Source organism: Streptomyces roseofulvus (genome assembly GCF_039534915.1).
Classification (GTDB): domain Bacteria; phylum Actinomycetota; class Actinomycetes; order Streptomycetales; family Streptomycetaceae; genus Streptomyces; species Streptomyces roseofulvus.
Genome location: NZ_BAAAWE010000001.1, coordinates 7,009,977 through 7,036,261 on the forward strand (window position 1 = coordinate 7,009,977; position 26,285 = coordinate 7,036,261).

At 72.7% G+C, this 26,285-nt stretch carries 30 protein-coding genes and 1 pseudogene; 11 read left to right on the top strand and 20 right to left on the bottom strand.

Annotated features, from left to right (window positions below; translation table 11 throughout):
• Positions 1-43: 43 nt before the first annotated feature.
• On the top strand, positions 44-1,336 hold the full coding sequence (locus ABFY03_RS32250) for a beta-xylosidase (protein ID WP_319010530.1): 1,293 nt from the start codon (positions 44-46) through the stop codon (positions 1,334-1,336).
• Positions 1,337-1,357: 21 nt separating this feature from the next.
• Here the strand turns inward: ABFY03_RS32250 and ABFY03_RS32255 are convergent, their stop codons facing one another.
• Entirely contained in the window at positions 1,358-1,882 is a 525-nt protein-coding gene (locus tag ABFY03_RS32255) for a hypothetical protein (protein ID WP_319010531.1), read from the bottom strand.
• 236 nt (positions 1,883-2,118) lie between these two features.
• On the opposite strand from ABFY03_RS32255, the gene ABFY03_RS32260 reads away from it, so the two are divergent.
• From ABFY03_RS32260 to ABFY03_RS32270, 3 genes are all read left to right on the top strand, one after another.
• Positions 2,119-4,518, top strand: a complete 2,400-nt coding sequence (locus ABFY03_RS32260; RefSeq protein WP_346171502.1) for a hypothetical protein — start codon at positions 2,119-2,121, stop codon at positions 4,516-4,518.
• A gap of 131 nt (positions 4,519-4,649) precedes the next feature.
• A complete protein-coding gene (locus ABFY03_RS32265) occupies positions 4,650-5,084 on the top strand; it encodes a DUF6892 domain-containing protein (RefSeq protein ID WP_346171503.1) in 435 nt (144 codons plus the stop codon).
• 39 nt (positions 5,085-5,123) lie between these two features.
• On the top strand, positions 5,124-5,639 hold the full coding sequence (locus tag ABFY03_RS32270) for a hypothetical protein (protein ID WP_346171504.1): 516 nt from the start codon (positions 5,124-5,126) through the stop codon (positions 5,637-5,639).
• Here ABFY03_RS32270 and ABFY03_RS32275 read toward each other — a convergent pair.
• Positions 5,579-6,412, bottom strand: a complete 834-nt coding sequence (locus ABFY03_RS32275; protein WP_319010535.1) for a class II glutamine amidotransferase — start codon at positions 6,410-6,412, stop codon at positions 5,579-5,581. The genes ABFY03_RS32270 and ABFY03_RS32275 overlap by 61 nt on opposite strands.
• Positions 6,413-6,596: 184 nt before the next feature.
• On the opposite strand from ABFY03_RS32275, the gene ABFY03_RS32280 reads away from it, so the two are divergent.
• Positions 6,597-7,040: a hypothetical protein gene (locus ABFY03_RS32280; protein ID WP_346171505.1), complete on the top strand. Its 444-nt coding sequence runs from the start codon at positions 6,597-6,599 to the stop codon at positions 7,038-7,040.
• A gap of 28 nt (positions 7,041-7,068) precedes the next feature.
• Here ABFY03_RS32280 and ABFY03_RS32285 read toward each other — a convergent pair whose 3' ends face one another.
• A complete protein-coding gene (locus tag ABFY03_RS32285; RefSeq protein ID WP_386723796.1) occupies positions 7,069-7,926 on the bottom strand; it encodes an RNA polymerase sigma factor SigF in 858 nt (285 codons plus the stop codon).
• Between the two features lie 169 nt (positions 7,927-8,095).
• Here ABFY03_RS32285 and ABFY03_RS32290 point away from each other — a divergent pair, with 169 nt between their 5' ends.
• The gene (locus ABFY03_RS32290) at positions 8,096-8,518 is read left to right on the top strand and encodes an ATP-binding protein (protein ID WP_319010537.1); all 423 of its coding nucleotides are present in this window, start codon (positions 8,096-8,098) and stop codon (positions 8,516-8,518) included.
• Between the two features lie 22 nt (positions 8,519-8,540).
• Here the strand turns inward: ABFY03_RS32290 and ABFY03_RS32295 are convergent, their stop codons facing one another.
• From ABFY03_RS32295 to ABFY03_RS32305, 3 genes are all read right to left on the bottom strand, one after another.
• Positions 8,541-8,966 carry an SsgA family sporulation/cell division regulator gene (locus tag ABFY03_RS32295; protein WP_346171506.1) on the bottom strand — a complete coding sequence of 142 codons (426 nt, stop codon included), beginning with the start codon at positions 8,964-8,966 and terminating at the stop codon, positions 8,541-8,543.
• A gap of 273 nt (positions 8,967-9,239) precedes the next feature.
• Complete coding sequence (locus ABFY03_RS32300) at positions 9,240-9,683, bottom strand: ATP-binding protein (protein WP_319010539.1); 444 nt, start codon at positions 9,681-9,683, stop codon at positions 9,240-9,242.
• A 112-nt stretch (positions 9,684-9,795) separates the two neighbouring features.
• A complete protein-coding gene (locus tag ABFY03_RS32305) occupies positions 9,796-10,995 on the bottom strand; it encodes a PP2C family protein-serine/threonine phosphatase (RefSeq protein ID WP_319010540.1) in 1,200 nt (399 codons plus the stop codon).
• Positions 10,996-11,110: 115 nt separating this feature from the next.
• On the opposite strand from ABFY03_RS32305, the gene ABFY03_RS32310 reads away from it, so the two are divergent.
• Positions 11,111-11,623: a MarR family winged helix-turn-helix transcriptional regulator gene (locus ABFY03_RS32310; protein ID WP_319010541.1), complete on the top strand. Its 513-nt coding sequence runs from the start codon at positions 11,111-11,113 to the stop codon at positions 11,621-11,623.
• 118 nt (positions 11,624-11,741) lie between these two features.
• Here ABFY03_RS32310 and ABFY03_RS32315 read toward each other — a convergent pair whose 3' ends face one another.
• A complete protein-coding gene (locus ABFY03_RS32315; protein ID WP_346171507.1) occupies positions 11,742-12,914 on the bottom strand; it encodes a PP2C family protein-serine/threonine phosphatase in 1,173 nt (390 codons plus the stop codon).
• Positions 12,915-12,988: 74 nt separating this feature from the next.
• Positions 12,989-13,357 carry an STAS domain-containing protein gene (locus ABFY03_RS32320; RefSeq protein WP_319010543.1) on the bottom strand — a complete coding sequence of 123 codons (369 nt, stop codon included), beginning with the start codon at positions 13,355-13,357 and terminating at the stop codon, positions 12,989-12,991.
• A 592-nt stretch (positions 13,358-13,949) separates the two neighbouring features.
• Between ABFY03_RS32320 and ABFY03_RS32325 the strand changes: the two genes are divergently transcribed.
• Positions 13,950-14,177: a DUF5133 domain-containing protein gene (locus ABFY03_RS32325; protein WP_319010544.1), complete on the top strand. Its 228-nt coding sequence runs from the start codon at positions 13,950-13,952 to the stop codon at positions 14,175-14,177.
• Positions 14,178-14,241: 64 nt separating this feature from the next.
• Here the strand turns inward: ABFY03_RS32325 and ABFY03_RS32330 are convergent, their stop codons facing one another.
• Positions 14,242-14,403: a hydrophobic protein gene (locus tag ABFY03_RS32330; protein WP_319010545.1), complete on the bottom strand. Its 162-nt coding sequence runs from the start codon at positions 14,401-14,403 to the stop codon at positions 14,242-14,244.
• A 98-nt stretch (positions 14,404-14,501) separates the two neighbouring features.
• Entirely contained in the window at positions 14,502-14,897 is a 396-nt protein-coding gene (locus tag ABFY03_RS32335) for a hypothetical protein (RefSeq protein WP_319010546.1), read from the bottom strand.
• Positions 14,898-15,104: 207 nt separating this feature from the next.
• Here ABFY03_RS32335 and ABFY03_RS32340 point away from each other — a divergent pair, with 207 nt between their 5' ends.
• Positions 15,105-16,835: a thiamine pyrophosphate-dependent enzyme gene (locus ABFY03_RS32340; RefSeq protein WP_319010547.1), complete on the top strand. Its 1,731-nt coding sequence runs from the start codon at positions 15,105-15,107 to the stop codon at positions 16,833-16,835.
• An 84-nt stretch (positions 16,836-16,919) separates the two neighbouring features.
• Here ABFY03_RS32340 and ABFY03_RS32345 read toward each other — a convergent pair whose 3' ends face one another.
• The 4 genes from ABFY03_RS32345 to ABFY03_RS32360 all read right to left on the bottom strand — a co-directional run bounded on the left by ABFY03_RS32345 (position 16,920) and on the right by ABFY03_RS32360 (position 19,586).
• Positions 16,920-17,564, bottom strand: coding sequence for a DUF6328 family protein (locus tag ABFY03_RS32345; protein WP_346171508.1), 645 nt, complete (start codon positions 17,562-17,564; stop codon positions 16,920-16,922).
• 824 nt (positions 17,565-18,388) lie between these two features.
• Entirely contained in the window at positions 18,389-18,841 is a 453-nt protein-coding gene (locus tag ABFY03_RS32350) for an SRPBCC family protein (RefSeq protein ID WP_319010548.1), read from the bottom strand.
• 85 nt (positions 18,842-18,926) lie between these two features.
• Complete coding sequence (locus ABFY03_RS32355; RefSeq protein ID WP_319010549.1) at positions 18,927-19,301, bottom strand: PRC-barrel domain-containing protein; 375 nt, start codon at positions 19,299-19,301, stop codon at positions 18,927-18,929.
• A gap of 60 nt (positions 19,302-19,361) precedes the next feature.
• Positions 19,362-19,586 (bottom strand): DUF6458 family protein, encoded by a 225-nt coding sequence (locus ABFY03_RS32360; protein WP_031004216.1) that lies wholly within the window; start codon positions 19,584-19,586, stop codon positions 19,362-19,364.
• Between the two features lie 650 nt (positions 19,587-20,236).
• Between ABFY03_RS32360 and ABFY03_RS32365 the strand changes: the two genes are divergently transcribed.
• Positions 20,237-20,380, top strand: a complete 144-nt coding sequence (locus ABFY03_RS32365; protein WP_319010550.1) for a hypothetical protein — start codon at positions 20,237-20,239, stop codon at positions 20,378-20,380.
• A gap of 91 nt (positions 20,381-20,471) precedes the next feature.
• Here ABFY03_RS32365 and ABFY03_RS37970 read toward each other — a convergent pair.
• The 6 genes and pseudogenes from ABFY03_RS37970 to ABFY03_RS32395 all read right to left on the bottom strand — a co-directional run.
• Positions 20,472-20,577, bottom strand: a pseudogene (locus tag ABFY03_RS37970) (transposase); the annotation flags it as partial.
• A 733-nt stretch (positions 20,578-21,310) separates the two neighbouring features.
• A complete protein-coding gene (locus ABFY03_RS32375) occupies positions 21,311-21,586 on the bottom strand; it encodes a hypothetical protein (protein WP_346171509.1) in 276 nt (91 codons plus the stop codon).
• 50 nt (positions 21,587-21,636) lie between these two features.
• Entirely contained in the window at positions 21,637-21,858 is a 222-nt protein-coding gene (locus ABFY03_RS32380) for a DUF6479 family protein (protein ID WP_319010552.1), read from the bottom strand.
• A 55-nt stretch (positions 21,859-21,913) separates the two neighbouring features.
• Positions 21,914-22,471, bottom strand: coding sequence for a SixA phosphatase family protein (locus ABFY03_RS32385; protein ID WP_319010553.1), 558 nt, complete (start codon positions 22,469-22,471; stop codon positions 21,914-21,916).
• A gap of 197 nt (positions 22,472-22,668) precedes the next feature.
• On the bottom strand, positions 22,669-23,238 hold the full coding sequence (locus tag ABFY03_RS32390; RefSeq protein ID WP_346171510.1) for an EF-hand domain-containing protein: 570 nt from the start codon (positions 23,236-23,238) through the stop codon (positions 22,669-22,671).
• Between the two features lie 201 nt (positions 23,239-23,439).
• Positions 23,440-23,709, bottom strand: coding sequence for a DUF1905 domain-containing protein (locus ABFY03_RS32395; RefSeq protein ID WP_319010555.1), 270 nt, complete (start codon positions 23,707-23,709; stop codon positions 23,440-23,442).
• Between the two features lie 706 nt (positions 23,710-24,415).
• Between ABFY03_RS32395 and ABFY03_RS32400 the strand changes: the two genes are divergently transcribed.
• Positions 24,416-26,149 carry a SpoIIE family protein phosphatase gene (locus tag ABFY03_RS32400; protein ID WP_346171511.1) on the top strand — a complete coding sequence of 578 codons (1,734 nt, stop codon included), beginning with the start codon at positions 24,416-24,418 and terminating at the stop codon, positions 26,147-26,149.
• Positions 26,150-26,285 lie beyond the last annotated feature (136 nt).

Consider the following 26,285-nt stretch of genomic DNA (forward strand, 5'->3'; position numbering starts at 1 on the left):
GTACGAGGTCCTCCCCTTCTCCGTCCACGCCAGGAGCCGCAGCATGACGTCGTCCGGCACCGTCACCGTCGACTTCTCCGTCGCCAAGGGCGCCCCCGCGTACCGTGCCTCGGGCACCCTCTACGGGATGGCCGAGGACGGCTCCCTGCCCCCGGAGCACTTCTACAGGGACATCAAGTGGACGTTCATGCGGGCCGGCGGCGCCCAACTGGACAGCCCGGGAGGCTGGGTCGCCGGCACGTACGACCGCCGGTGGAACTCCACCCTCGCCCAGTACCGGAGCACCAAGGCGCTGGGCGGCACCTTCGTCGTCCTCCCGCACGACCTGTGGGGCGCCGACGGGACCACCTCGCCCACCCTCCCCGGTGACGACGGCGACTGGTCCCGCTTCGACGCCTTCTACGACCGGCTGCTCGCCGACGCGAAGGCGGCCGGTCTGACCGACCTCCAGTGGGACATCTGGAACGAGCCCGACCACCCCTCCTTCTGGGACCGGCCGCAGGCCCAGTACCTGGAGATGTGGACGCGGGCCCACCGGCGGATCCGGGCCGCCCTCCCGGGCGCCGTCATCGTCGGTGCCAGCACGGCCGGCCGGCCCTCCGCCGACCGGGGCGGCCCCTGGTGGGACACGTACCTCGACCACGTGAAGGCCCACGACGTCGCACCCGACGTCTACAGCTGGCACGACCTGCCCGGTGACCCGGTCGCCGACGCCGCCGCCGTCCGCTCCCGGCTGGCGGCACGGTCGATGGCCACGAGCCGCCCCTTCCAGGTGAACGAGTACGCCGCCGACGCCGAGCAGAACCCCGGCCGCGGCGGCTGGTACATCGCCCGTCTGGAGCGCGCCGGGGCGGACGGCATGCGCGCCAACTGGGCCTGGGGCGCCGACCTGCACGACGGCGCCGCCCACCTGCTCACCCGGACCGGCGGGCGGTATCTGCCCCTGGGCGAGTGGTTCCTGTACCGGTACTACGGCTCGCAGACCGGCGTCGTCGTGGACCTCACGCCCGGTACGCACACCGACGGGGTGGCGACGAAGGACGACGCCGCGCGCCACGCGAAGATCCTGCTGGGCAGCGACGGCGGCACCGGCGAGATCACCGTCGCCCTCCACCGTCTCGACACCACCTCGGTGGTGGAGCACGGCCGGGTGCGGGCGATCGTCCGGCGCATCCCGTACAACGGCGGCGGCCCGGTGGCGGGGCCGGTGACGGTCTCCGACCGGATCCTGCCCGTGAGGGACGACTCGGCCTCGGTGAGCGTGCCGTGGACGGACGCCGCCGACGGCTACACCGTCACGCTGCTGCCCCCGTCCGCGTCCGCGGACACGGCCTGACGCCTGCGCCGTGGGCGCCCGTCACTCGTCCTCCTCCTCTTCCTCCTCGTACCAGCCCTCGATCATGCCGACGAGCCCTTCGTCGACCGGGTTGTCGAACTCGTCCTCGGTGACCAGGAGACGGCGGAGCGTGTTCAGCGGGTACCAGTGCTCGCCCGGCTCGGCGCCGGGTGCGCCGACGCAGGGCGTGTCCAGGTACGCGGGGTCCGGGACCGCCGGATAGAAGGCCGGGAGCAGGCCGAAGTCGACGTCCGGTTCGAACTTCCACACCCAGCCCTCGCGCCGTCGGCGCAGGGTCTCGCCGATGTACCACACGGCACCCTGGACGAAGGGGGAGCGGCGCCGCGCGGTGATCTCCTCCGGTGCGGCGAACGTCTCCCTGACCCGTTCTTCCAGGGCGTCGAGGGAGGCGTCGGAGAAGTCGAACCGGTCGGCGTCGCCGCCGGCTTCCCGCGCCCAGTCCCCGAAGGCGACCTGGCGTTCGGCGAGCCAGGCCAGGAGGTCGGGGTGGCGGGTGGAGTCGTAGCCGGGGTGGGGTGTGGTCATGTCCCGAACCTACCGAACGGCCTCGTGACCTGCGCAGGATCTTCGCGGAGTCATCACACGCCACGTCAACAACGCGTGTCCTGCGGGTAGTTGGCGGCCCTAGTGTGGTGGGTCGGCAGGAGCGGACACGCCACGGGGGCCCTTGTCCGGCCTGCCCTCGCAGTCATGAGTCCCGTGGCCCCCACGACCAGGGACAGTACGTGAGCACATCGATACGACAGCGCCTGAAGAGGCGCTTGACTGCCGCGCTGGCGGTCGTCTCCTCGGCGGCGGTGCTGCTGGTCGGCCTGCCGTCCGTGGCATCGGCCGCACCCGGGGACTACGCGAAGATCACCGGCGGCAAGCGGTGCGACCAGACGCACCTGAAGAGGACCGTCCCGCGTACGCCGAACAACTCGGGCGCACCCACGGGTCAGCACCACTGGACGAGGTCCGGGCCGGACGAGGAGTACTACTACAACAACTCCTACAAGGGCTTCGAGAACGTCCCCGCGCCCACGGCGGCCGAGCTGGGGCAGGTGACCGGCAGCCCTGCGGACATCGACAAGTGGGACAGGGCGTACGCGTCCTCCAGGGACCCGGAGGACATGCGCAAGGCCATCTACTCCCGCTACAAGCGGCACCGGAGCGAGTCGAACAGTCCCAAGCCGTTCGGCAGCTGGAAGGTCAACCTCATCAGCGCACAGGTCAGCAAGCAGAAGGGGGGCGTGTTCGAGGTCAAGGCGGTCCAGGACTTCAACATGGTCGGCCCCGACTGGCTGTGCGAGGTCACGATCGAGATCTTCGACAAGGACGGCCGGAAGATCGCCTCCCGGCGGTACGACTCCTACAACCAGCGCACCGGTGAGCTGGGGGAGTTCAAGTCCGACGGGAAGCGCAAGCCGGGCCAGCTGCGGGCCGACCGGATCATCCTGCGGCACAAGGACCCGACGCACGACTTCACCCGGCACCGTCTGACGATGTTCACGTCGGAGAAGCCGAACGGGGCCACCCTCCGCGACTACAAGGCCGAGAACGAGAAGCTCCGGACGGAGCGGGGGACGGGGAACAACCCCATCCGGATCGCGGAGCGCCGGGCGACCGCCAAGGGCCTGTGGCCGCAGACGAAGTACACGAAGACGTACGACGTGTTCAACCCGCTGCCGAACCGCGGCACCCAGGGCCCGGGCGCCTCGCTCGCCTACGGCTCGGGACGGAGCCCGGCCCAGGCCCGGCAGTTGCAGAACCAGTACCTGGCGGACAACGCCCGGTCCGCGCTCGGCCGCGGCCCGGGAGGGGTGGACTTCTCCACCCTGGAGCTCCAGTACGTCGGCAACCCGGTCAAGGGCAAGGCGCTGGACTACTCCCTGAAGGCCGACCTCATGCCCGACGAGGACGAGAACCCCGGGTGGGGAGGCCAGACGAAGATCGAACTGGCGTCCGACGCGCTGTTCACATGGCTGGCGCTCACCCCGGACCGGCAGTGGGTGAACCTCAACCCGGACCAGCCCGACACCATCATGGACAAGGCGTTCGGCGAGACCGACGCCGGCCGTGTGCTCCTCGTGGCCGACATGGAGATGAAGCGCGACTTCTCCCGCGCGATGGACCCGAAGAAGTCCCCGGGCAAGGAGTTCATGGACGCCGCACCCAAGGTCGACGGGGTGCCGTGCTGGGGCACGGGACGCAACTGGATCGTTCCCGGCCGGGCGAAGGTCCGCGAACAGGACGGCGGGATCTACATCCTCGACGCCCCGCTGGAGGTCAACCACGCGGCGATGGACTTCTCCACCCCCGTGGAGGGAGAGGACTGCTCGAAGAGGCTGAGCAAGGAGGAGAAGGAGCGCAGCCACCGGCTGATCACCCAGTACCTCGTGCCGCACGTCGAGAAGCAGGTCAACACCGAACCCAAGTACGCCGACCTGCGCCGCGTCTTCAAGTCCCGCGTCGCGGCCGAGTGGATCCGCCGGCAGGACGCGAAGAAGGAGACCGACTTCCGCCCCCTCATCGACAGCAACGACCTGAGCCGGTGGCCGCTGCGCGGGGAGAACGCCGACTGGGACAAGCGGACCGTGTGGCAGGAGATGGTGAAGTCCTTCACCAAGGGCGACTTCACCTACGAGTGGCCCCTCGGCGACGGCCGGATCTACACGTTCTTCGTCGGCGGCGTCGACTTCGCGAAGGTGCCGCAGCGGAACATCACCGGCGTCGAGTTCACCGGCCAGCACCGTGAACTGCCGCGCACGACGAAGGACTCCGTGCGCACGGAGACCTCCGCCCGCGACAGCGACACCGCGTTCCTGGGAGGCAACGGCGCCGCTCTGACGGACGGCGGACAGCCCGCCCCGACACCGACACCGACCGACCCGAAGCCGACCCCGACCGGCCCGACGCCGACCGACCCCGCGCCGACGCCGACCGGCCCGACCGGGCCGCCCACCTCGCCGGCCCCGGACCCGACCGGGCCCGGCACCGGTGACGGCGGCGGCAGCGGGGGCGCGACACCGCCGGCGAACCGGCCGGACCCGGACGGCGGCCTCGCCGACACCGGAGCGGACACCCCGATCGGCCTGATCTCCGGCATCGCCGCCGCGATCGCCGCCGTCGGCGCCGCCCTGGTCTGGTGGACGCGCCGCCGCCGCACCGCCGAGGAGTAGCCCGAACGCACAGCGCAGAAAGGAAGGGCCCCGCCCCGGACCACCCGGGGTGGGGCCCTTTCCGGGGCCGGCCGGACGGCGACCGAACCGGCGGCCCCGTCGCTGTCGGAGCCGCGTGGTACATCTGCCGCATGGCCGCATTCAAGGACTTCAACTTCAAGCTCGCCGTGATCGAGGTGCTCATGTACCGGCGCGAGCTCCTCGCGCCCGCCTTCGACCTCGATGCCCGCATGCGGGAGCGGGGGATCGGCATACCCGCGGCGTACGTGCTGGAGAACGACCTCGACGACGAGGTCCTCGACGAGTCGCGCGCCTTCTTCGAGGACCTGGTGATCGGCGACGAGCACCTGGCCGAGGTCGAGACGCTCTGCTTCGACGCCGGCCTGGAGGTCTACCGCCACTGCGCCCCGGCCTGGGACGGCGAGGACGACCTCTTCGACATCCGCTCCCTCGACGACCTCGCGCTGCTGCCGAACCTGAGGCGCGTCACCGCCGTGGACGCCGGCGTCCTCGTCGCCCCGGGCAAGTGGGAGACCTTCGCGGCCCGCGGCGTCGAGGCGAGCTGAGGAGCCGGCATGGGAGCGGGCGAGGGACGAGGAGACGCCATGCGGTGCGCGCACTGCGGGCGGGAGGTCGTGTGCCGCCGGCCGGCGTTCGGCGGCCCGCCGTGCGGGGGCCAGGTCCACGTGCACAGCGACGAGGCGGCGTGCTTCCCCGAGCGGGGGGAGGCGAGCCCCCGCGCGCGGCCGCCCGGCGGCTGCGGCTGCAAGCCCCGGGACCTGAGGCCGTTCGCGCCCGGCCCGCCTCCTCCGCCCCCACCGCCGAGGACCGGCGCGGAACACCTGGCCGAGGTCGGCAGGGCGTTCCTCGGCCTCGCGCCGGCTTCCCGGGTGAACGTGGTCGAGCTGGCGGACGGCGCGGGCGTGTGCGCCGTCCAGGCCGGTCGCGGCGGCGGCAAGGTGTACGTCGCGCCGGACCGAACCGTCCTCTTCGTCCCGTCCGCCCTGGACTTCGACGCCGGGCTCACCGCCTTCCTCGGCGGCGCGCGCACCCCCGCCGGTCAGGCCGCCGCCGGGGCGAAGCGGTGGAGTTCGTCCTCGCCCGGCTGGACGACGCCGTAGCTGTTCTCCGGCACCTCGTTCCAGGCGCCCGGCAGGTCCCCCAGGGGCTCGGAGACGACGAGACGGGTCCCCTCCGAGATGCCCTGCAGGAACGCGACGTCGGGGTGGAGCCGGCGCAGCGCGTCCACCCGCCTGCTGTAGAAGAGCGAACGGGACGCCCGGGCGGTGGAGTAGCGGAAGACCCAGACGCGCTCGCCGTTCGTGAGGGCGAGCGTCATCTGGAGGGGGTGTTCCACCCCGTGTGCGCGTCCGACCCGCTCGACGACGCCCGCCATCCTGGCGACGGCCGCGGGCGGGTCGTCGTCGAGGCCGTAGGTGAGGGCCAGGTAGAACATCACCTCGGAGTCCGTCGTGCCCTCGATGTCCGCGTAGAGCGCGGGGTCGACGAGCAGGGTCAGGTCGCGCCGCAGCAGCGGGAAACCCGCGATGGCGCCGTTGTGCATGAACATCCAGCGGCCGTGCCGGAAGGGGTGGCAGTTCGCCTGCTGCACGGCCGTTCCGGTCGACGCCCTGATGTGGGCGAAGAAGAGCGGGGACTCGACGTGGTCCGCCAGCTCGCGCAGATTGCGGTTGTTCCACGCGGGGCCGACCTCCCGCAGCAGCGCCGGCGTGTCGGCGTGCCGCGAGTACCAGCCGATGCCGAAACCGTCGCCGTTGGTCGTCTCCACGCCCATCTTCGCGTGCAGGCTCTGGTCGATCAGGGAGGGGGCCGGACGGTAGAGGAGCGTTTCGAGCAGCACCGGCGTCCCCCGGTACGCGAGCCACCGACACATACGCGATCACCTGAATCCCTGCACGCCACCGGTCCGGCACACGGTCCGGTCTCCTTATTCTCGGCGCCGCCGCTCCGGGTCGCCACAGCGGCGGCGGTTTTCTCGGTCGGGGCGGGTCGGGCCGTCCGGGGGACGCGCGGGCCGACACGCCCGTGTCGGCCCGCCGACGGGGCAAGAGGCTTCCATGAGCACTCACGACCACGACCGGGACGCCCCCGCCCCCGCCGCCCCCGACGCCACCACGGTCGACGCCCTCGGCTCGCTGTCCAAGGCGCTGGAGACCGCGGAGCGCGCCCGGGGCCACCTGTACGGATTCCACCAGCTGACCGGCACCGCGGACTTCGAGCTCGACCGGGCGGTCCGGCTCCTGCGGGAGGCCGGGCACCACGCCTGGGCGGACCGGGTGGAGACGGAGATCCTGGGACGCAACGTCATGCCGGGCCACTGGACGTACCAGATCGTCGACGCCTACAACGAGACCTACTACGAGCCGTTCCGGCAGCTGGAGCGCACCGCGGTCGCGGCCCTGTCCGGCGGCCGGGAGCACCGCTTCGAGGCCCGGCTCCAGAGGGAGCGCCGCACGCCCGGCCACCCCGACCACGCCCCGGCCGGGGGAGCCGACGGATGAGAGCGCCACCGCCGGCCGCCCGGCCCGGTCAGTCGGCGCCGGTGCCCAGCAGCCCCTCGCGCAGGCGCTTCACGGTGCGCGCGAGGAGCCGCGACACGTGCATCTGCGAGCAGCCCAGCCGCTCACCGATCTGCGCCTGGGTCAGTTCCTCGACGAACCGCAGGTGGATGATCTGGCGGTCCCGCTCGTCGAGGTCGGCGATGAGCGGGGCCAGCGAGTGGAAGTCCTCCACCAGCTCCATGGCGGGGTCCTCGGTGCCGATGAAGTCGGCCAGCGAGGCGTCGCCGTCCTCGTCCTCGCCGCTGAGGGCGGCGTCGAGCGACGAGGAGTTGTAGCCGTTGGAGGCCAGCCGCGCCTCGGTGACCTCCTCCTCGCTGAGGCTCATCAGTTCGGCCAGCTCCTTGACCGTCGGCATCCGCCCGAGGCGCGTGCTGAGTTCCTCGGTCGCCTTGGCCAGCTCCACCCGCGCCTCCTGGAGCCTGCGCGGAACGTGCACCGCCCAGGAGGTGTCCCGGAAGAACCGCTTGATCTCGCCGACGATGTAGGGGACGGCGAAGGTGACGAACTCGACCTCGCGCGACAGCTCGAACCGGTCGATCGCCTTGATCAGGCCGATCATGCCGACCTGGACGATGTCCTCCATCTCGTCGGCCCGGTGCCGGAAGCGCCCGGCGGCGTAGCGGACCAGGCTCATGTTCATCTCGATGAGGGTGTTCCGCGCGTACTGGTACGCGTGCGTCCCCTCCTCCAGCGTCGCGAGCTCCTGGAAGAAGACCTTCGACAGGGCCCTCGCGTCCTTGGGCGCGACCGCCAACGTGTCCGGGATCTGCGGCAGCGTCCCCGCTCCGGACTCGACTCCCGCCTTCGACATCGTGGTGATCGTCACACCTGTCCCCTTTCACGTGTGTTCCTCATCGGGATGCGTGGCCCGAGACTGGCCGCCTACCCCGACTTCCGCCGTCCAGACCTGTCGAACCGTCATGGATTCGCGGTCGGTTTTTCCCCTCCGGGCGAGGGGCAGACGGAATCCCTGACCCACCGTCCGAAGGAGAGACATGACACGGGATCCCTCGATGAAGGCCGTCGGCTGGGCGCGGTCGCTGCCGATGGGCAGCAGCGTGAAGACGGCCCGGGACTGGACGCGCGAGCACCTGGCGGCGCTCGGCTGGGACCGAACCGCCCCCGACGTGGCGGACTCCGTCGTGCTGACGGTCTCCGAACTCGTCACCAACGCCCATGTGCACGCGCGCAGCGACGCGCAGCTGATCCTCACCTGGGACGAGGAGTGCCTGCACGTCACCGTGCACGACGCCTCCCCGCTGGTGCCCGAGCAGCGCAGTCCGGACGACGGCGCGCTGGGCGGGCGCGGACTGCTGCTCGTCGACGCGCTCGCCGACGACGTGCGGACCCGTCCCTGCCCGCGGGGCAAGGACGTCACGGCCTGTTTCCGCCCGGCCGCCCGCGGCCGGCCTGGCTGAGGGAACCGCTCCCCGCCGCACGTCAGCGCCCCAGGGACGCGAGCAGCGGCCGCCAGTCGATGTGGCGTTCCTCCGTGCCCTGCGGCACCAGGACGAAGGTGTGGCGCACGAAGCGGCCGAGCGCCTCCTGTTCGCAGCCGACGACGGCGCACTGTTCCTCCGGCCCGAGCTGGATCAGGAGTCCGCCGTCGGGGGTGGGGCGGATCCTGACGTCGCCGTCGCCGGTGGGGCCGAGCGATCCGGCGAGGATCATCTCGCGGTCCATGTACCACACCACCGGTTCCGCGCCGAGGAGATGGAAGGCGATGCTCAGGGCGTGGGGGTCGCGGGAGTCGTAGCCGACGGTGGTGTCGATCCGGACGACCGCGTCCGACGTGAACAGGTCCATGGCCATGGGCCGGGTGAGGGCGCGGGGCGCGGGCAGTGGTGCGACGGAAGGCTGCGGCATGAGGTCCTCCTGCTGAGGGGCTGTCAGCGAGCGGGTGCGGTGTCCGCTTGTCCCGTCCCGCCCCTGTTACACCTCGTACCGTCGTGGCGGATGCGCCGATGCGGTGAAGATCGTCCGCGGCATGCCAGGAGGGCCCGCCGGCACGGCCCGGTACGCGAACCGTGCCCGCGCTCGCCCCTGGCGCAGCCGCAGCCGCAGCCGCAGCGGCGGGCCGGGCGAGGTGCCGGTGTGCCCACGGGATCGCCGGTTCCCCGGGTGCGCCGGGCCGGTGCGCTACGGCAGCAGGGAGAGGCGGGCGCGGACCCGCTTGCCCTCCGGAGCGGGCTCCACGGTCAGGCTCTCGCAGACGGCGACGACGATCTCGACGCCGTGCTGGCCGATGCGGCGGGGGTCGTGTCCACGGGGCACGGGGGCGGCGTCCTCCTGGTCGAAGACCGAGATCTCCAGGACGTCGTGGCCCAGTTCGAGGAGGAGCCGGCAGGGACCGTCCGTGTGCCGGATCGCGTTGGTGACCAGCTCGCTGACCACCAGCTGCGCGATCTCGACGCGCTCGTCGCCGACCGGTCCGTGCAGCACGGCCGGGGCGGCCGCGAGGAACTCCGCCGTGAAGGCGCGCGCCGACGCGATCGCCCCGCCGCGGGAGGCGTCGCCGTAGACGACGCCCGCGGACAGCAAGGGCTCAGGGACCGCGCGCTCCGCGGTGATCGCGTCCGTCATGGCGCTGGTACTCCCCTCGTCCCGGGTCGGCGGTCGGCCTCCTCGTACCCGCTTTCCCCTGTTCATGGTTCCCACACCGCCCGCAACGCGGATCACACCCGCCGACCGCGCGTCAGGGGGCCGCGCACGCGGCCGGTGCGGGCTCCTCGTCCGGGCGTCCGGCCTCGTGGCCGCGCCAGTCGAGACAGAGTACGAGGACGGCGTCCGGCGCGCCACGGGGTGTCCCGAGCAGCGCCCGTACGACGGCCCGGGGGAGATCCGCGGCCTCGCGGTGGCGCGCGCCGGTGAGGGCGCGGGCGACGGGACCGTCCGGCGCCTCGTGCCCGGCGCCGGCCGTCGGCTCTCCGGCGCCGCGGGCGACGAAGACCAGCCGGTCGCCGCGCCGGAGGCGCAGGCGCTGGGGGGAGTAGACGGTGTCCTCGAACATCCCCAGGGGCAGTTGGCGGTCGAGCTCGACGCGCTCGGCCACGTCGTCGCGGACGCGCCAGAGCGTCGGTGACCCGGCGTCCACCACCTCGGCCTCGCCGGTGGCCAGGTCGAGCCGGAGCAGCAGGGCGGAGAGCGGCTGCTCGCCGCGGTACTGGCCGTAGAGCGCCTGGTCGGTGAGGCTGGCCTGGGTCACCAGGTCGAGCCCGGCCCGCCGGGCGTTGCGGGTCGCCGTCAGCGCGAGGGTGCTCGCCAGGGCGGCCGGGGTGCCGGGACCGGCGCCGTCGGCGACGACGATCACCAGGTCCCGCTCGGTGGCGCTCCAGTCCAGGAGGTGCCCTCCGGAGGTGTAGGCGGGCTCCCAGTGGGCGTGGAGGTCGAAGGCCGGTGCCGAGCAGGCCCGGCCCGGCAGGGTGTCCCACTGCATCTCCCCGGCGACGCTGAGGGCGTGGGTCCTGCGGGTGCGGCGGTACAGGTCGGTGTGCCGGTCGGCGACGCGCAGGGCGTGTCCGAGGGTCTCGGCGACCCGGGCGAGGCTCGCGGTGGTCTCCGGACCGGACCGGTCCGCGGGCAGGTCGACGACCAGCACGCCGAACCGGTCGCCGCGGACCGTGACGGGCAGGTGAACGGTCGCCGTGGGCCCGACATCACGGAAAAGATATGGTTGCTGGGTGCGGAAGACGCGGCCGGCGGGGCCCGTGTCCACGGGCACGTGCGGCATCCCGGCAGGTGTCTGGACGGGCTCCACGGGGCGCAGGGTCGTGAAGCCGTAGTCGACGAGCAGCAGGTCGGCGGAGATCGCGGCGTACAGGTCCGCGAGACAGGTACGGAGGGAGTCCAGGAGGAGGTGTGGTGCCGCCCGGCGCAGTGCGCCTTCCACCGTCACGTGCCGATCCACCGGATCCGTACCGCCTTCTGGGGAGATGGGGAGATGGGGAGATGACCGGACCGTCGCGATGCCGCCGTCCCCGGCCCTGGGTGTCCGAGGAGGGTCGGCAGGCATGAACGGCAACCCCGCCCCGCCGTCACGGGAACCGCAGCGGACGGCGGAGTCCGCCCGGGAGCTCATCGAGCTGCTGGAGGTGCTGTGGGAGCGCGGCCGGGACATGGTGTCGTCGACACCCGTCTCGGCGAGTCAGCTGCGCGTGCTGTACAGCCTGGACCGCGAGGAGGGCATCAGCCTGCGGACCCTGGGCGAGCTGCTCGGCTCCGCACCGCCCTCGGTGAGCCGCATGTGCGACCGGCTGGAGGCGCTGGGATTCGTGCAGCGGCTGCCCAGCCCCGTGAGCCGTCGGCAGCTGGAGCTGCACCTGACCGCGCACGGCAAGGCGTACCTGCGGGACCTCAGGGTCCAGCGTGAGGAGGCCCTGCTCGCGGTCATCGCGGGCATGTCACCGGCGAGCCGCAAGGCGCTGCTGCGCGGACTCGCGGGGTTCCACGAGGCCGTGGGAAGGACCGGGGCGACCGCCTCGTCACCGGCCCGCACGCCGCTGAAGGACGTCAGTTCGGCCTGATCCCCGCGTGACTCCGGCTCCGGCCGGGCGCACACCCCATGTCCTCATTGCCACCTCTGGTCGTCCTCGACGGGGTTCTTCCGGGCACCCGCCAGGTGTTGATCCCACCATACAGTTGTCACGCGGCAACTGTTGACGTGGTGCCGTACCAGTCGAGGCAGACGACCAGGGCGTCGTCCTCCAGCGGGCTGCCGCCGTGGTGCACGGCGAGCTCCCGGAGCACCGCCTGCGGCACCTGCGTGGGCGGCAGCAGTCGCGTCCCCCGCAGCGCCCGGGCCAGCGCCCGGTCCCCGTAGCTCTCGCCGGCCGGCGAGACGGCCGCGTACACGCCGTCGCTTCCGAACAGCAACCGGTCGCCCGGCCGCACCGAGAAGCGCTCCGGTACGTACACGGTGTCCTCGAACATGCCGAGGGGCAGCTGCGCCTCGAACCCGACGGGCTCCACGACCTGCCCCCGCTGCCGCCACAGACGGGGGGAGCCGGCGTCCACGGCCTCCACCTCGCCCGTGGCCAGGTCGAAGCAGAGCAGCAGCACCGACACGAAGGCATCGCCCCGGTACTGGGCGTACACGGCCTGGTCCGCCAGTGCGGCCTGGTCCGCCGGCGGGAGCCCGGCCCGGCGGGCGTTGCGGAGCGCGTTGATCGCGAGGTTCGTCAGCAGGGCGGCCTCGATGCCCTCACCCATGCCGTTGGTGACCGTCAGGGTCAGCCGGCCGTCCGAGACAGACCAGTCGTAGTTGTCGCCGAAGATGGCGTAGGCGGGCTCCAGATGGGCGGCGAGGGCGAACTCGGGCCGGGCGCAGGAGCGGCCGGGCAGCAGCTGCCACTGCATCTCCGCCGCGAGCGTGAGCCGGGTGGCGCGCCGCGCCAGGACGTACAGGTCCGTGTCGCGCTCCGCCACCAGGATCTCGTGCCCGAGCGCCTCGCACAGCTGGGCGAGCGCCGGCAGCAGCGGCCCGACGTCCGCCCGCGGGGGCAGCTCGGCCGTCAGCACCCCCAGCCGGTCCCCGCGGACCGTGACGGGCAGATGCAGCCACAGCGCCCCGGCCTCCCGGACCACGTGCGGCTCCTGGGCGCCGAAGGCGCGCCCCTGGGGACTGTCGTGGATCGGCACCGACACGTCCGCCCCCGAGACGTCCCCGACGAGCTGGAGCGTCCGCAGGCCGTAGTCGGCCATGCGGAGTTCCACCCGCAGCACCCCGCGGTCCCTGAGGGCTTCCTCGACGACCGCCACGAGCCGGTGCGGAGCCGCCCGGCGGAGCGCCTGCTCGATCTCGGCGATCTCGCACACGGTCTTCCTCTTCCTCTTCCTCGTCCTCTTTCCTGCGCCCGGTCCCCGTGCGCGGGGACCCCGCCGCCCGTCCGCTACCTCGCGTCGCCGGCGGCGGCCAGCGCGTCCGCCACGGCGTCGTGCGGCGGGAGCGTCGTCGTCACGCCGGTGATCTCCAGGATGCGGCGCACGGCCGGCGTCGGCCCGGCGAGATACAGGTCACCGCCGGCCTCCCGCGCCCTGATGACCGCCTGGATCAGGACGTTCAGCCCCGACGAGTCCATGAAGTCGAGGGCGGACAGGTCCAGCACGACACGGCGCCGCCCCTGGCCGAACTGCTCCGCCAGAACCTCCCGCAGCCGGTCCGCCGTCTCCATGTCCAGCTCGCCCGACACGGTCAGCACCGCCGTGCGGCCGTCGCGGATCTCGACGTCGACTTCAAGGTTCGGTTCACGCTCGGACATGTCTCCTGCTTTCCGTGGGGGCTTTCCGTGGGGGGACGGTCGCGGGGTGGACGGTCGGGGTCGGAACACCTGGACACCGGCCACGCACAGGTCGTCGTCCGTGTCCGGCTTGCCGCGCGCGAGGGGCTGGTCCAGCCCGTCCCGGCTCCTTCTCCTCGTACGCGGCCTGGGTCAGGACTCCCGGCGGCATCGCGAGGTCGCCGTTCCGCACGGCCGTGAGCCCGGCCGGCGGCTGACGGAGTTCAGGCGAGACCACCGCGGCCGGTCCGGGGTGCTCCAGGCCGGAGAGGCCCCTGGTCGTCGTCTCGGACATGCCCATCCTCCTTTCCCGGCAAGCGGGCGCACGCGGACCGGACGGCCCGCGCCACGCGCCGGGCGACCGCACCCCGGGACGGCGTGAGCCGCCGGGATCGTTGCCGTACGGCAATCATGACGACACTACCCTTCCGTGATCGACAAGAGGAGGCCGGTGCCGGTCATCCGGCCGGAACCCGTCCCCTCCGGCGCCCGGCGGAGTGCGTACGACACCGCCGCCGGGGTACACGGGCGTCGAACCGGGCGGTCCCCCGCCCCACGACGAGGGGAGCAGTACGTGCTGATGGCCCACCCCGCGGTCCTGCGCGATCTCATCGAGCAGTACGCGACGCTCAAGGTGCTCCGGGCCGAGAACGGCGGCGAAGAGGTACGGCGGCGCATGGACGACCTCGCGTACACGCTGTGCGTCGCCACCGGTACGCGAGACGTGGACGCGGCACTGATCGCGGCCCGCCATCGCCTGCCGGGCGCGCGCCCCGAGGACGACTCGGTGCTGAGCGGCTGAGCACACGGCCGAGCCCGGCACTCTCCTGACGGAAGTGCCGGGCTCGGCCGCGCAGCGGGGCCGTCTACCAGCGGTACCAGCGGCCGGTGCCGCCCTTCGGCCGGGCCACGAAGCCCAGCAGCCACAGGACGAGCACGAGGACGGCGACCCACCACAGCGCCTTGACGGCGAAGCCGGCTCCGAAGAGGAGCAGGACCAGCAGCAGCACGAGCAGCAGGGGGAGCATGCGGATCGACCTCCGTGAGGACGGTGACGAAAAGCGGAGGAGGAAGGCCGGACGGCAGGCGCGCACGGCCTCCCGCGCGGGCGGGGAGCGCCGCCCGCTCAGGCGCGGCGCCCGAAGAACAGGGCCACCGGACCGAGGTCGCGCCGCGCGGCCCGGCGCCCGGCCCGGCGCCCCCACCCGTAGGCGAGGGCGAGCGCCGCCGCCGTGCCGGCGACGGCACCGGCCGTCACGGTCCGGTGCGCCCGCGCGGCGGACCACAGGTCGCTCCCGGCGCCGCGGGCCACGTACGCGGCCGCGCGGGCCTTCTCGGCGAACGGCGCGGGCAGGACGCGCGGCTCCCCGAGATCGTCCGGCTCGTACCCCTCGTCCACGTCGGGGTCGTCCGTCCGCGCCACGTCGGGGTCGTCCACCCGCATCAGGCCGGGATGGTCCGGGACGGCGTAGGGGCCCGTCCAGGGGAACTGATTCCGTCCGGTGTTCTCCGAAGCACTCATGGGCTTCGTCTCGCCGGACTCCCGCACGCTAAACCTGGTCGCTCCCGGCCCAGGGCCCCGCCGCGCGCGCCCGGAGCCGTTCCCACCCGGTCCGCTCCCGCCGCCCGCATCGGTTCCGGACTCGTGGGCAGGCGACGGGAAAGCGGCTCATCCCGACCGGTTCACCCTCCGGTGCACCGGTCGACAGCCACAGCGAAAGGAGACCCAATGCCCCGTACCGTCGCACAAGTCATCGTCGACGGGCTCGCGGACCTCGGCGTCGACCGCGTCTTCGGCGTGGTCGGCGACGCGCTCAACCCGCTCACCGACGCCATCCGGACCACCGAGGGCATCGACTGGACCGGATTCCGCCACGAGGAGGCGGCGGCCTTCGCCGCCTCGGCGCGCGCCCAGCTCTCCGGAGAGCCGGCCGTCTGCATGGGCACGGTGGGACCGGGCTCGGTGCACCTGCTCAACGGTCTGTACGACGCTGCCAAGAGCGGGGCGCCGGTCCTGGCCGTCTGCGGCCAGGTGCCCCTGTCGGAGGTGGGCGGGGACTACTTCCAGGAGGTCGACAACGACCTCCTCTTCCGGGACGTGGCCGTCTACCGGGCCACCGTGACCTCCCCCTCCCAGATGCCCCGGCTGCTGGAGGCCGCGGTGCGGGCGGCCGTGACCCGACGCGGCGTGGCGGTCCTGACCGTCCCCGGCGACCTCGGCGACCGGGAGGTCGAGGAGGACCGGCCGACGCGGTTCGCGCTGCCGCGCCCCGCCGTCACGCGCCCCGACGACCCGGCGCTCGCCGAGGCGGCCGAGGCGATCGCCCGGGGCTCGCGGGTCACCCTCCTGGTCGGGCGCGGAGCCCGGGAGGCCCGCGAGGAGGTGCTGACCGCCGCCGAACTGCTCTCGGCGCCGATGGTGCTGACCCTGAAGGGCAAGGAGGGCTTCGAGGACGACAACCCGTACGAGGTCGGCCAGACCGGCCTCATCGGCAATCCGGCCGCGGCCCACGCCATGGACTCCTGCGACACCCTGATCATGCTCGGGACGGACTTCCCCTACCGGGACTGGTACCCGGAGGACTGCCGGGTCGTGCAGATCGACACCCGCGAGGAGCACCTCGGGCGCCGCGTCCCGGTGGACGTCGGGCTCGCCGGGGACGTGGGCGCGACGCTGCGGGCCCTGCTGCCGCTGCTCGCCCCCGTGACGTCGCGTTCCCACCTCGACGAGGCCCGCGAGCGGTACGCGGACTGGCAGAAGGGCCAGGCCGACCTGGCCGACCCCGCCCACGACAGGCGGCTGCTGGGACGCGTACGGGCCATGTTCGACAACCGGGAGGCGGACATCCGTCCCGAGGCCCTCGCGGCGGCCGTCGACCGCCACGCCGCCGACGACGCGATCTTCACCTCGGACACCGGCATGGCCACCGTGTGGCTCTCGCGGCTGGTGAGGATGCGCGGCACCCGTCGGCTGATCGGCTCCTACAACCTCGGCTCCATGGCCAACGCCATGCCCCAGGCCATCGGGGCGCAGCTGTGGGCGCCGGACCGGCAGGTCGTGGCCTTCTGCGGGGACGGCGGCCTCGGCATGCTGCTCGGCGACCTGATGACCATCCGCTCCGAACGGCTGCCGGTCAAGCTCGTCGTCTTCGACAACCGCCGCCTCGGCATGGTCAAGCTGGAGCAGGAGCAGGCGGGGCTGCCGGAGTTCGGGACGGTGCTGGACAACCCCGACTTCGCTGCGGTGGCCGAGGCGCTCGGGCTGACCGGCATCCGCGTCACCGCGCCGGGCGAACTGGACGAGGCCGTGCGCAAGGCGCTCGCCCTCCCGGGCCCCGTCCTCCTCGACGTGCTGACCAACCCGGCGGAGGTGGCCGTACCGGGCAAGCCGACGGTGTCGCAGGGGTGGGGCTTCGCCATCGCCAAGATCAAGGAGAACCTTCCCTCCGGCGCGAGCTGAGCGGGGGACCGCCGGATCTCGTCCGGCACGGAGAGGGGCGGCCCGCCACCCGGCGGGCCGCCCCTCTCCGTCGTCGCGGTCCGGTCAGTTCCCGTCGGCGTAGTGGGCGCGGACCCACAGGGGCAGGGCGAACCAGCAGGTCAGGTACCAGGCGAGGACACCGGAGACCAGCCAGGGCACGTACGGGTCGTGCGTCGCCACCCGCAGGATGAGGAACAGGGCGGACGTCAGCGTGGCGAGCAGCAGCAGGATGCCGGTGAAGGTGAGTCGGGAGGCCCAGACGACGGCCTGGGGCTTGACCCGCCGCCCCGACACGATCCGGTGGAAGGAGACGGGGCCGATCAGCGCGCCCGTCGCCAGCGACCCGAGGACGACCGTGACCAGGTAGATCGTCTTGTCGGTCGACTGCAGCTCGTGGAAGAGGGGGGTGAACACCACGGTGAGGAGGAAGCCGAGGAGGATCTGCACGCCGGTCTGCGCCACCCGGATCTCCTGGAGGAGCTCCTGCCAGCGCCGGTCGGCCCGCTGCTGCTCGGTCTCGCCCCGCCCGTCGTGCTCACCGCTCGTGGTGCTGGAGCCGGGGTCGGTGCTGGTGGTGGTGCTGGGGTCGGTGTCGGTCTCGGTGTCGCTCTGGGGGCTGGTGGCCGGCTCTGACGTCTTGCCGCCGGGTCGGCGCACCCTCGGGTCGCCGCCCGGAGCACCGCCGGCACCGCTGTCTCGTTCGTCCATGAGGATCCTCCTCTACAGCACGGGTCAGGAACGGAACCGCACCGCCGCACGGCGGAAGCCCCCGTCAAGCATGGGGGCTTCCGTCCGACGCGGCACGCTGCGGAGTCAGGCCCGCGGCGTACCGGCCGTGCGCGGGGGCGCGTGGCCACCGTCACCGGTGGCGGGGCCGTCGGCCCGCCCGTGCGGGACCTCCCGCCCCTGCTGCCCGTCCCGTCGGCGCGGTGCGTCGGGGGGTCGCGGCGGGAGCGTGCGTACGGCTCTCCCCGCTCCGGCCCGAGGCACTGGGGTCCTCGGACGGGACTGCGGCCTCCGGAGCGCGCGGGCGTGGACCCGTCCCCGGGCGCGGCGCCAGGCGCCACGCGGACGAGGACTCGCGTCGGTTCGACATGAGCGCCTCCTGGGTGGGATCCGCGGACCGAGGGCCGATGGTCCGTCACCCCGCCTCCGCGGCTTACCAGTTCGGCTTGCCGCTCAGCCCGGGGTCAAACCCCGAGGACTCGGAGCTTCCGCCTGTCCCCTCGGACGGGCGGGGCCTCCTCGGGGTGCGGGCCACTCACGGATGCCGCCGATCCACGGCAAGGGGGGAAACCGTGGATCGTCCGGCGCGAGCGTGTCCCTCGCTCGGGATCCGTCTGCCCCGCCGACCGGGATCCATGCCCCTCGGTCGGGAGCCGCGGCGGAGGGCCGCGGGACGGCCGGGGCATGCGACCGGCCCGCACCGGGAGGGGGCCCGGGCGGGCCGGTCGCATGCGGGGGCGGGCGGCCCGGGGGTGGGCGGGGGTCGCCCCTCGCCCCCTCGCCCCGGGCGCGCCGGCGCCGGATCCTCAGACCGATCCGCGCCAGCCGCCGGTCTGCAGGCCCCCGCGCTCCTCGATGAACGACTTGAACCGTTTGAGGTCGCCGGCCACCTTGCGCTTGACGAACCCGAGCTTGTCGCCCGCCTGTTCCGTCAGCCCTTCGGGGTCGAACTCCATCTGGAGCATGATCTTCGTCCGCGTCGCGTCGAGGCGGTGGAACGTGACGACGCCCGCCTGGCGGGCCTCGCCCTCGACCGTCGTCCATGCGACGCGTTCGTCCGGGATCTGCTCGGTGATGACGGCGTCGAACTCGCGCCGCACCCCGCCGATCTCGGTGATCCAGTGGGTGAGCGTGTCCGTGCGCTGCTCGATCCGTTCCACTCCGTCCATGAAGCGGGGGAACGTCTCGAACTGGGTCCACTGGTCGTACGCGGCGCGCACCGGGACCGCGACCTCGACCGACTCCTCCACCTGGGACATGGCGACACCTTTCTCTCGGACGGGGATCGTCTCCCCGTCGGGGACGTGCTGCTGAGCTTGTGCGTACGGGGGGCGGACCGGCCCGTCAGAGGCCGCCCATGCCTCCCGGGAAGCGCCAGGACGTGCGGTAGTACTGCTCGATCTCCTCGCGGCGCTGGCGGTCCGCGAGGTGCTTGTCGGAGACGAACTCGGGCGAGTCCTTCACCTGCTCCTTCGAGAGGGCGAGGTGGAGGGTCTGCTCCTCCAGGTCCACGCGGGTCACCGCCCGCGCCGGGATGAGCACCTCCTTGCCGAAGATCCAGATGCCCGTGTCGACGACGAGATAGGAGTCGTCCACCTCGTCGGAGTGCTTGTCCACCTTGCCGATGTGCCCGTCGGAGGCCTCGACGCGCCACCCGGTGAGGTCGGTACCCGCCAGGTGGCCGGACTCGGTGCTGAAGGACCACAGATGGTCGGTCATCGCTGTCACTCCTCTGTCGCTGTGTTCGTGCAGGGCGCGGTGCCGGACGTGCGGGCCGCCTCAGAGCAGGTCACGACGGTCGTCGTCGGTGACCGTGGGCGCCACCGGTGGGACCACCATGCGCCGGCGGCGCAACACGCTGGTGTAGACGGCGGTCCCGAGCAGGCCGACGCCCATCAGGATCAGGCCGACCAGATCGAGGTCGACCGCCTGGATCTCCCAGTCGGTCGCGAACGCGAGGATGGCGCCGACGGCGATCATGATGATGAACAGTCCCAGACCCATGGTTGGTTGCTCCTCCCCTGCGGGTTGGACGGTGTCCGCGTACCCGGGTCTCCCGGGAACATTCCGCCCCTTCCCGAAGCCACTCGGACCCCGCCCCGCCGGCAGCCGGCAGGCAACATCCCGAGGGAGCCGGTGTGGCGCGGCGGCCGTGGACGAGGCCCTGGGCCTGCGGTCGCGGCCCCCGGCGGTGAAGCAGCCCCCGCCAACGGGCGCCCACCGGACCGCTGGCCGTGCCACGTGCGAGGCCCGACGGCCGGCCTGGTGACCGTCCACGACACGGGCCGCGACGACGGCCGGCCGTTCCTGGTGATGCGGCTCACCCCGGGGACGACCCTGCGACGGCGTCGCCCAGGCGTCCTCCCGCCCGCTGAGCCCTGCCGGACGGGTCTGCCCGCTTCGGCCCTCGCCCCCTTGCACGGCCGAGGAGGCGCGTCGTCCACCGCGACGTCGCGCCCTCGACCATCCTCCGGGACCGCCTCCCCGCAGAACGTGCGCGCCCGCCCACGGCGATGACCGACCGCTCCTCGCTCGCGCACAGGAACAGTCGCCCCCCACAGCACACCTGACGGCTCATCAATACTCCGCGGGTGTGAGACCGCCGCCCGGGGGCAACACGACGTGTCAGGACACGGACATCGGAGGAGAAACCCATGACCGCACTGCTGGACCGCATCAAGCGATTCGCCCGCAGCCCCCGGGGCCGCAGCGCGGCGGCGTCCCTTCGCCGCGCCGCGGCCGACCCGCGCAGGCGCGCCCAGGCCCGCCGCCTGTTCGGCAGGCTGCGCCACCGCTGAGACGTACCAGTGCAAGCACGCGGCATGCCCGTCCGCGCTCCGATGGATCTTGGTGGTGAACCTTTCTCAGGAGCGACCGAGCGCCTCACCTGAGCAGCCGTTCCCAGGTTCCGTCGGCCGACCGGCGCCGGTGGTGCTCGTAGACGGTCTTCCACGGCCCGTAGCGTTCAGGCAGGCCACGCCACTGCACACCCGGTTCGCACCCGCTGCGGGATGCCGTTGATCATCTACGGGTGCTCGCGCCCCTGCCCACAGCGGTCGTCGCTCGTGGGCAGGAGCGGCTCCGGACGTCGCCGCTCCGCCTCTGCCGGATCCCCGGCCGGTCACGCACGAGCCGACGAACCTGTGGGCGACACGAGTGCGGTCAGCACCTGCGATGCCACCACGCCAACTCCGGGTCTTCCGACGGCTCGTGATACGTGCGCCGGAGGAGCGCCGCGTCCAGGCGCTCGACCTGCACCCGCAGTTCGCCGGCGGCCCTCGGGGGCAGCATGAACAGGGCATCCTGCAGATGGTCCCGGGCCCCACCTTCGCCGCAGCAGAAGCAGGTGAACTCCTCCTCCCACGGCCTCCACCGGCGCCTCGTGCCGTGGACGCGCACGGACCACACGCTCAGCGCCGCCGCCACGATGCCCGGACACGATCGATCCCGTTCGAACACACGGACAGCCGCATTCGCCGCTCCCGACAGACCCGGGACATCGCGATACCGCAACCAGGGACTGCGCCGGCCGCGCCCCCGAAGCCGAAGCAAAGCTGGTGGTCTACGAGGCACGGCCCCTTCGGGTACAAGTCATGGACTGCATCGTCCCACAACCCGAGATCGGCCGGACGGAAACCCGGGGGCCGCCCACCGGTGCCGCGCGGGGCACCGGTGGGCGGGAGCGGCCGCGGACAGTCCGTCGGCCCGGTAGCGGGGGCGCGCGGCCGTCAGCCGTCGTGCCCGCGCGTCTGCTCCTCGCGCCCCACCCCGGGGCTCTGATGCTTGGCGGCGTGACCGCCGGCGCCCTCGCGGTCTTCACCGCCGGCTGTCCCCTGATGCTCGCCGGCACCCCGCCGGCCGCCGGGAAGTCCCCGGGAGGACACGGCCTCGTCGGCCTCCCGACGGGCCTCCTCGTCGCCGCTCTCGCCTTCCGCGTCGGCAGGCGTGGTGCGGGGCCGGCCGGCGCGGTCCTCGTCCGTCCTGTACCGCTTCTGCTCGCCCATGTTCTCTCCTCCGTTTCCCTTCGGTCGCGGGACGCGCGCGTCCCTCCTCGTCACTCCGGCCTCTGCTCCGGGGCCGACCAGGAGTCCCGCCTCGCCTCCGCGGGCGGCGGCTGGGCGACCCGGGCGTCGCGCCGTCTGCGGGCGACGCGCCGTGAGCCCCACCAGAACGCGGCGATCAGCACGGCGACGAGCGCCACTCCCACCAGGAGCAGGAACAGCGAGGACGATCCGGACGCGGCGAGTCCGGAGGCGGTGGCCAAGGAGGGAGTCATGAGGCTGCCTTTCTGTCGTGTTCCGTTTCCACTTCCACCGGGCCGGGCGGCGGGATCAGTCGGCCGGTGACCAGCAGGCGATCACCCTCCCGCTGCCGGGGGCCAGCGACTCCCAGCCCCCGGGCAGCTCGATCAGCACCACGCCCGAGGTCGGGAAGCCCGCCCTCACCCGTTTCAGCAGCTCCGGAGGCCCGCTCCCGCACAGGCCGGCGGCCAGCTGGCGGATCCCCGGGTTGTGGCCGACGAGGACCACGACACGCAGGCCCGGGCTCCGCTCGGCCAGCACGGAGGCCAGCTCGGCGGGTGGGGTCTTGTAGAGCCGCTCGTCGTGGACGACGGGCGGCGGGTCGTCCAGCGCGGAAGCGGCGAGCCGCCAGGTCTGGCGGGTCCTGCGCGACGGGGAGCAGAGCACCACGTCGGGTCTGAACCCGCAGCCCGCGAGCCAGTGGCCGGTCCGGGGCGCGTCGCGCCTGCCCCGCTTGCTCAGCTCGCGGTCGACGTCGTCGATCCGCCGGTCCTTGCGCACGGCCTTCGCGTGGCGCACCAGCACCAGCCGGACCGCCGCGCCGTCGTCGGCCGCTGACGCCCGCCGGGATCCGGGCTTCGGGGGCATGACGTCTCCTTCCGCGCGCGTGCGGCTCCAGGCCGTTCCGGAAGACGCGCGTACCCCGTCTCCGCGGCCGCAAGCACGGACAGACGAACCGGCGACCGGAGACGTCCACGTCGCCGTACTCAGGACCTGCCCCCCGCCAGTAGTGGCGGGGGGCGGGCAGGGGCAGAGGCCGTTCGGGACGTCGGTGCCGGGAGGGCTCAGCGAGGAGGGAACGAGGGGCGCCCCATCCACCAGTTGCCGACGGCGTCAGGATCCGAGCTGGACCAGAACTCGATCACCGCGTTGGTGAACTCCTCGGGCGACAGCACGCCGTTCCCGTCGGTGTCGAGGCGGGCGAACGCCTCGGCGGCCTCCTCCTCGCCGAACTGCGGGAAATGCCCCCGCTGGAACGCGAGGAACTCGGCCGGGTCGATCTGGCCGTCCTGATCGATGTCGGCGATCGCCAGGTAGGTGTCGGCAAGCCCGCCGAGGACGGTCCGGGCCTTCTCGGGGTTCTCTGCCAGGGCACGGGTCGAGGCGACGAACTGGTCCTTGGGAATCCCCTGGCTGCCGGGCGGGACGAACGGCAGGTGCACCTCCCGCCAGATACCGGTGTAGGCGGCGGTGATCCGCTCAGCCTCCGGGGAGCCCTCGGCGAGGCCGAGGGAGACCGCCACCCGGCGGCCCATCTCCACGTGGTCGTCCTCGGTGAGCGTGCCATTGCCGTCCACATCGAGGTGGTCGAAACCCCGCTCGATCTTCGCTGTCAGAAAGTCCCGCTCGGTCATCGCTGCTCCTCATGGGCGTACGAACACAACGACAAGGCGCCAAAGCCCGCCCTGCCGTGAGCACCAACGACGGCCCGCCCGACAGGCAACGTCCGCGCAAACCGACCGACAGACCAGAAGGAGGCCGGGCACGGGCGTGGGCGAGCGACCGTGGAGAGGAGTGAGGGGTAAAGCGTGAGGGGGAGGGGCGAGGAGTCGACGCTAGTCGTCCACACGCTCCTCCAGGCGGACCGTCACGGTGTCCCCTTCCGTCTTCCCGATCGCCTTGCGTACCTCCGCCTTCACCGGCAGTTTGTGCGTGCCGTCGCCCAGGGCCATGAAGGAACTCTGGAACGGATGACCGTCGATCGTGCCCCGGACCTTCACCAGGCCCCGGGTGCCGAAGAACTCGACCGACTCGGGCCACACCACGTACGTCCAACCGCCTTTGTTCGGGCTCTTCCGCAGCGTCGCTGTGAACTGCTTGTCCATGACGGAGACCGCCTCTCCAGGGGTTTCGTTGTTCACCAGTCAAGACCGACGCCGGCGCGAAAACTCATCGCGGCACGTCGATCACCCTCGGGACGGCTCCTCGTGGCCCGTGGGGACGGAGCCCGGTCCGACGGCCGCGACGCCGACGCTGCCGGGACTCGCTGCCCGCGCCGCATGGAACCGCCGACACCGCTCAGCCGGTCGTCGCCCGCCACCTGAAGATCCTTTGCGTGTACGCGGGGTGGCCGAGTACGTGGTGTGTACGTTCAGAGCCGGGTGCGCTCCTGAGGACAGCCTGCCGCCGGAACGCCGCAGCCGACCCGTCGGCTGGCGCAGGAGGTCGGCGAGGGCTCGGGTGCCGGTCGTGGGGATGTGGCCGCGGGGCGTATCCCACCGGCGGCGACTGGGCCGACCGCTACCTCCAGCCGCTCGCCGACGCCCAACCGTTCGCCGTCCCCAGGGCGTTCCCTCCGGATCATGTGAATCGCTGATCGTACACGGCCTCGGGATCTCGGCTCGCAGGCGCGTGGACGCAGTACGGGGTCGCCGATATCCACCGTGTACGGTGCCTGTGTTACTCAGCCGTCCCTGAGCAGCGGCAGCGCCGTGTCCCTTGCGCGGTCGCCGGTGCCGTGGCCGGCCCCGCCCTCTGGTCCGGGGCCGGGTGTTGGGCGCACTGGTCTTTCCGGAGCGTGGAGGTGCGGGGATGAACGACACGGTGGGTCCGGTGAGTCCTCGTGAGCGGTTGGTCACGCTGCAGCGTCTGCTGGGTGGGGCGCTGGACCGGCTGGGCGCCGGGGCCTACGCCGTGGACGCCGACTGGGCTCTGGTCGCCATGAACGGGCAGGCCGAGATGCTGCTGGGCCTCAGCGCGGACGAAGCGCTGGGGCAGGACGCGCACGACCTCCTGCACCGGGAGGCCAACGGGATGCGCATGCCGCGCAGCCAGTGCTCGATCATGGAAGCCTTCATGGCGGGCCAGGTACGCCAGGAGAAGCAGGGCTTCTTCGCACGCGGGGACGGCACCCTGCTGACAGCGTCCTGGCTGGTCACCCCCTTGCGCTTCACCACCCGGGAGACCGGGGCCCTGGTGGTCTTCCACGAGTACGACCCGGCCGGTGTCCCCCTGCCCGCGTCCACCCTTCACGCGGGGCTGCTTCCCGAGCTGGAGCGGCTGGCGCTGCTGGCCGAGACCACCACGCAGCTGACGGCCACCCTCGACGTCAACGAGGCGCTGGACCGGCTGGTCAGGCTGGTCATCCCCATGCTGGCCGACTGGATGGTCGTCGACCTGATCACGGAGAGCGGCCATGTCCAGCGCACCCTCGTCGCCCACGGTGACGAGAGCGGCGTCACCCGCAGACCCGACCTGCAGGGGACCCTGCTCTCCGTCCCCGAGACCTCTCCGCTGCCGCTGTCCCGCGCGCTGCGCGGCGCCGGCTCCACCTTGGCGACGCCCCAGACGTACCAGGGCCCGCCCGACACCCACATCGCCGCCGAACAGCGCCGACTCTTCGACGCCACCGGCATGCACTCCGCGGTCATCGCCCCCATCCGGGGCCTGCGCGAGGTTCTCGGTGCACTGACCCTGGGCCGGTCCAGGAAGCCCGAACCGTTCACCACGGCCGAGATCCCGCTCCTCGAGGACATCACGCGCCGGGCCGGTCTGGCGCTGGACAACGCCAGGCTCTACCAGCGCCAGCGCAAGGTCGCCGACACCCTGCAACGCCACCTGCTGCCGCAGCTGCCGAGCGTGCCCGGCCTGGAGATGAACGCCCGCTACCTCTCCGCCCCCTACGCCTCCCAGGTCGGCGGCGACTGGTACGACGTCTTCCGCCTGCCCGACCGGGCACTCGCCCTGGTGATCGGCGATGTCGCCGGACACGATCTGGACGCCGCGGCCGGCATGGCCCAGCTGCGCAACATCCTGCGCGCCTATGCCTGGTCCCAGCAGGAACCGCCGAGCGTCATCGTCGACCGCTTCGACCGGTCCCTGCCCCACATCACCGACGTCGGCATGGCGACGATGGTCCTGGGCCGGCTCCAGTTCCAGGCGGACGGGCAGTGGCAGCTGCGGTGGACGAACGCGGGCCACCCCGCTCCCCTGCTGGTCACGGAGGACGGCCAGGCCGACTACCTCACGGGCGGGCACAGCATCCTGCTCGGCGCCCAGGCGGGCGTCGGCCGCACCGACGCCACCTGCACACTGCCGCCCGGGGCGACACTGGTGCTCTACACGGACGGGCTGATCGAGTCCCCCAGCCACCCCATCGACGACGGCCTGGAGCGACTGCGCCGCCACGCCGCCCGCCTCGCCCGCCAGCCGCTGGAGAGTTTCAACGAGGCCCTGATGGAAGCCCGTCCCTCGGACAACGACGACGACGTAGCCGTGCTGACCATCCGCGTACCTGCCGGTCGGGCCCCGCGCTCCTCGGGGTGATGCGGTGCGGGGCTCGCGGGGTGCGCCGGGGTGACGACGATCACGCGGGCTCCCGGAACGGTGCTGCGTAGGCTTGGGGGTCGTCGCGGTAGGGAGAACCCGAGGGCGGCCGCCCCGGCCCGCGACGCGATGTAGT

Excerpts from the sequence above, each read along its gene's own strand:
- ABFY03_RS32380 (WP_319010552.1), bottom strand. The coding sequence starts at position 21,858 with ATGACTCCCTCCTTGGCCACCGCCTCCGGACTCGCCGCGTCCGGATCG.
- ABFY03_RS32255 (WP_319010531.1), bottom strand. The coding sequence starts at position 1,882 with ATGACCACACCCCACCCCGGCTACGACTCCACCCGCCACCCCGACCTC.
- ABFY03_RS32310 (WP_319010541.1), top strand. The coding sequence starts at position 11,111 with ATGAACGGCAACCCCGCCCCGCCGTCACGGGAACCGCAGCGGACGGCG.
- ABFY03_RS32375 (WP_346171509.1), bottom strand. The coding sequence starts at position 21,586 with ATGGGCGAGCAGAAGCGGTACAGGACGGACGAGGACCGCGCCGGCCGG.
- ABFY03_RS32275 (WP_319010535.1), bottom strand. The coding sequence starts at position 6,412 with ATGTGTCGGTGGCTCGCGTACCGGGGGACGCCGGTGCTGCTCGAAACG.
- ABFY03_RS32340 (WP_319010547.1), top strand. The coding sequence starts at position 15,105 with ATGCCCCGTACCGTCGCACAAGTCATCGTCGACGGGCTCGCGGACCTC.
- ABFY03_RS32270 (WP_346171504.1), top strand. The coding sequence starts at position 5,124 with ATGCGGTGCGCGCACTGCGGGCGGGAGGTCGTGTGCCGCCGGCCGGCG.
- ABFY03_RS32280 (WP_346171505.1), top strand. The coding sequence starts at position 6,597 with ATGAGCACTCACGACCACGACCGGGACGCCCCCGCCCCCGCCGCCCCC.
- ABFY03_RS32385 (WP_319010553.1), bottom strand. The coding sequence starts at position 22,471 with ATGCCCCCGAAGCCCGGATCCCGGCGGGCGTCAGCGGCCGACGACGGC.
- ABFY03_RS32265 (WP_346171503.1), top strand. The coding sequence starts at position 4,650 with ATGGCCGCATTCAAGGACTTCAACTTCAAGCTCGCCGTGATCGAGGTG.
- ABFY03_RS32390 (WP_346171510.1), bottom strand. The coding sequence starts at position 23,238 with ATGACCGAGCGGGACTTTCTGACAGCGAAGATCGAGCGGGGTTTCGAC.
- ABFY03_RS32300 (WP_319010539.1), bottom strand. The coding sequence starts at position 9,683 with ATGACGGACGCGATCACCGCGGAGCGCGCGGTCCCTGAGCCCTTGCTG.
- ABFY03_RS32295 (WP_346171506.1), bottom strand. The coding sequence starts at position 8,966 with ATGCCGCAGCCTTCCGTCGCACCACTGCCCGCGCCCCGCGCCCTCACC.
- ABFY03_RS32320 (WP_319010543.1), bottom strand. The coding sequence starts at position 13,357 with ATGTCCGAGCGTGAACCGAACCTTGAAGTCGACGTCGAGATCCGCGAC.
- ABFY03_RS32350 (WP_319010548.1), bottom strand. The coding sequence starts at position 18,841 with ATGTCCCAGGTGGAGGAGTCGGTCGAGGTCGCGGTCCCGGTGCGCGCC.
- ABFY03_RS32360 (WP_031004216.1), bottom strand. The coding sequence starts at position 19,586 with ATGGGTCTGGGACTGTTCATCATCATGATCGCCGTCGGCGCCATCCTC.
- ABFY03_RS32365 (WP_319010550.1), top strand. The coding sequence starts at position 20,237 with ATGACCGCACTGCTGGACCGCATCAAGCGATTCGCCCGCAGCCCCCGG.
- ABFY03_RS32250 (WP_319010530.1), top strand. The coding sequence starts at position 44 with ATGACGTCGTCCGGCACCGTCACCGTCGACTTCTCCGTCGCCAAGGGC.
- ABFY03_RS32395 (WP_319010555.1), bottom strand. The coding sequence starts at position 23,709 with ATGGACAAGCAGTTCACAGCGACGCTGCGGAAGAGCCCGAACAAAGGC.
- ABFY03_RS32330 (WP_319010545.1), bottom strand. The coding sequence starts at position 14,403 with ATGCTCCCCCTGCTGCTCGTGCTGCTGCTGGTCCTGCTCCTCTTCGGA.
- ABFY03_RS32400 (WP_346171511.1), top strand. The coding sequence starts at position 24,416 with ATGAACGACACGGTGGGTCCGGTGAGTCCTCGTGAGCGGTTGGTCACG.
- ABFY03_RS32290 (WP_319010537.1), top strand. The coding sequence starts at position 8,096 with ATGACACGGGATCCCTCGATGAAGGCCGTCGGCTGGGCGCGGTCGCTG.
- ABFY03_RS32345 (WP_346171508.1), bottom strand. The coding sequence starts at position 17,564 with ATGGACGAACGAGACAGCGGTGCCGGCGGTGCTCCGGGCGGCGACCCG.
- ABFY03_RS32335 (WP_319010546.1), bottom strand. The coding sequence starts at position 14,897 with ATGAGTGCTTCGGAGAACACCGGACGGAATCAGTTCCCCTGGACGGGC.
- ABFY03_RS32355 (WP_319010549.1), bottom strand. The coding sequence starts at position 19,301 with ATGACCGACCATCTGTGGTCCTTCAGCACCGAGTCCGGCCACCTGGCG.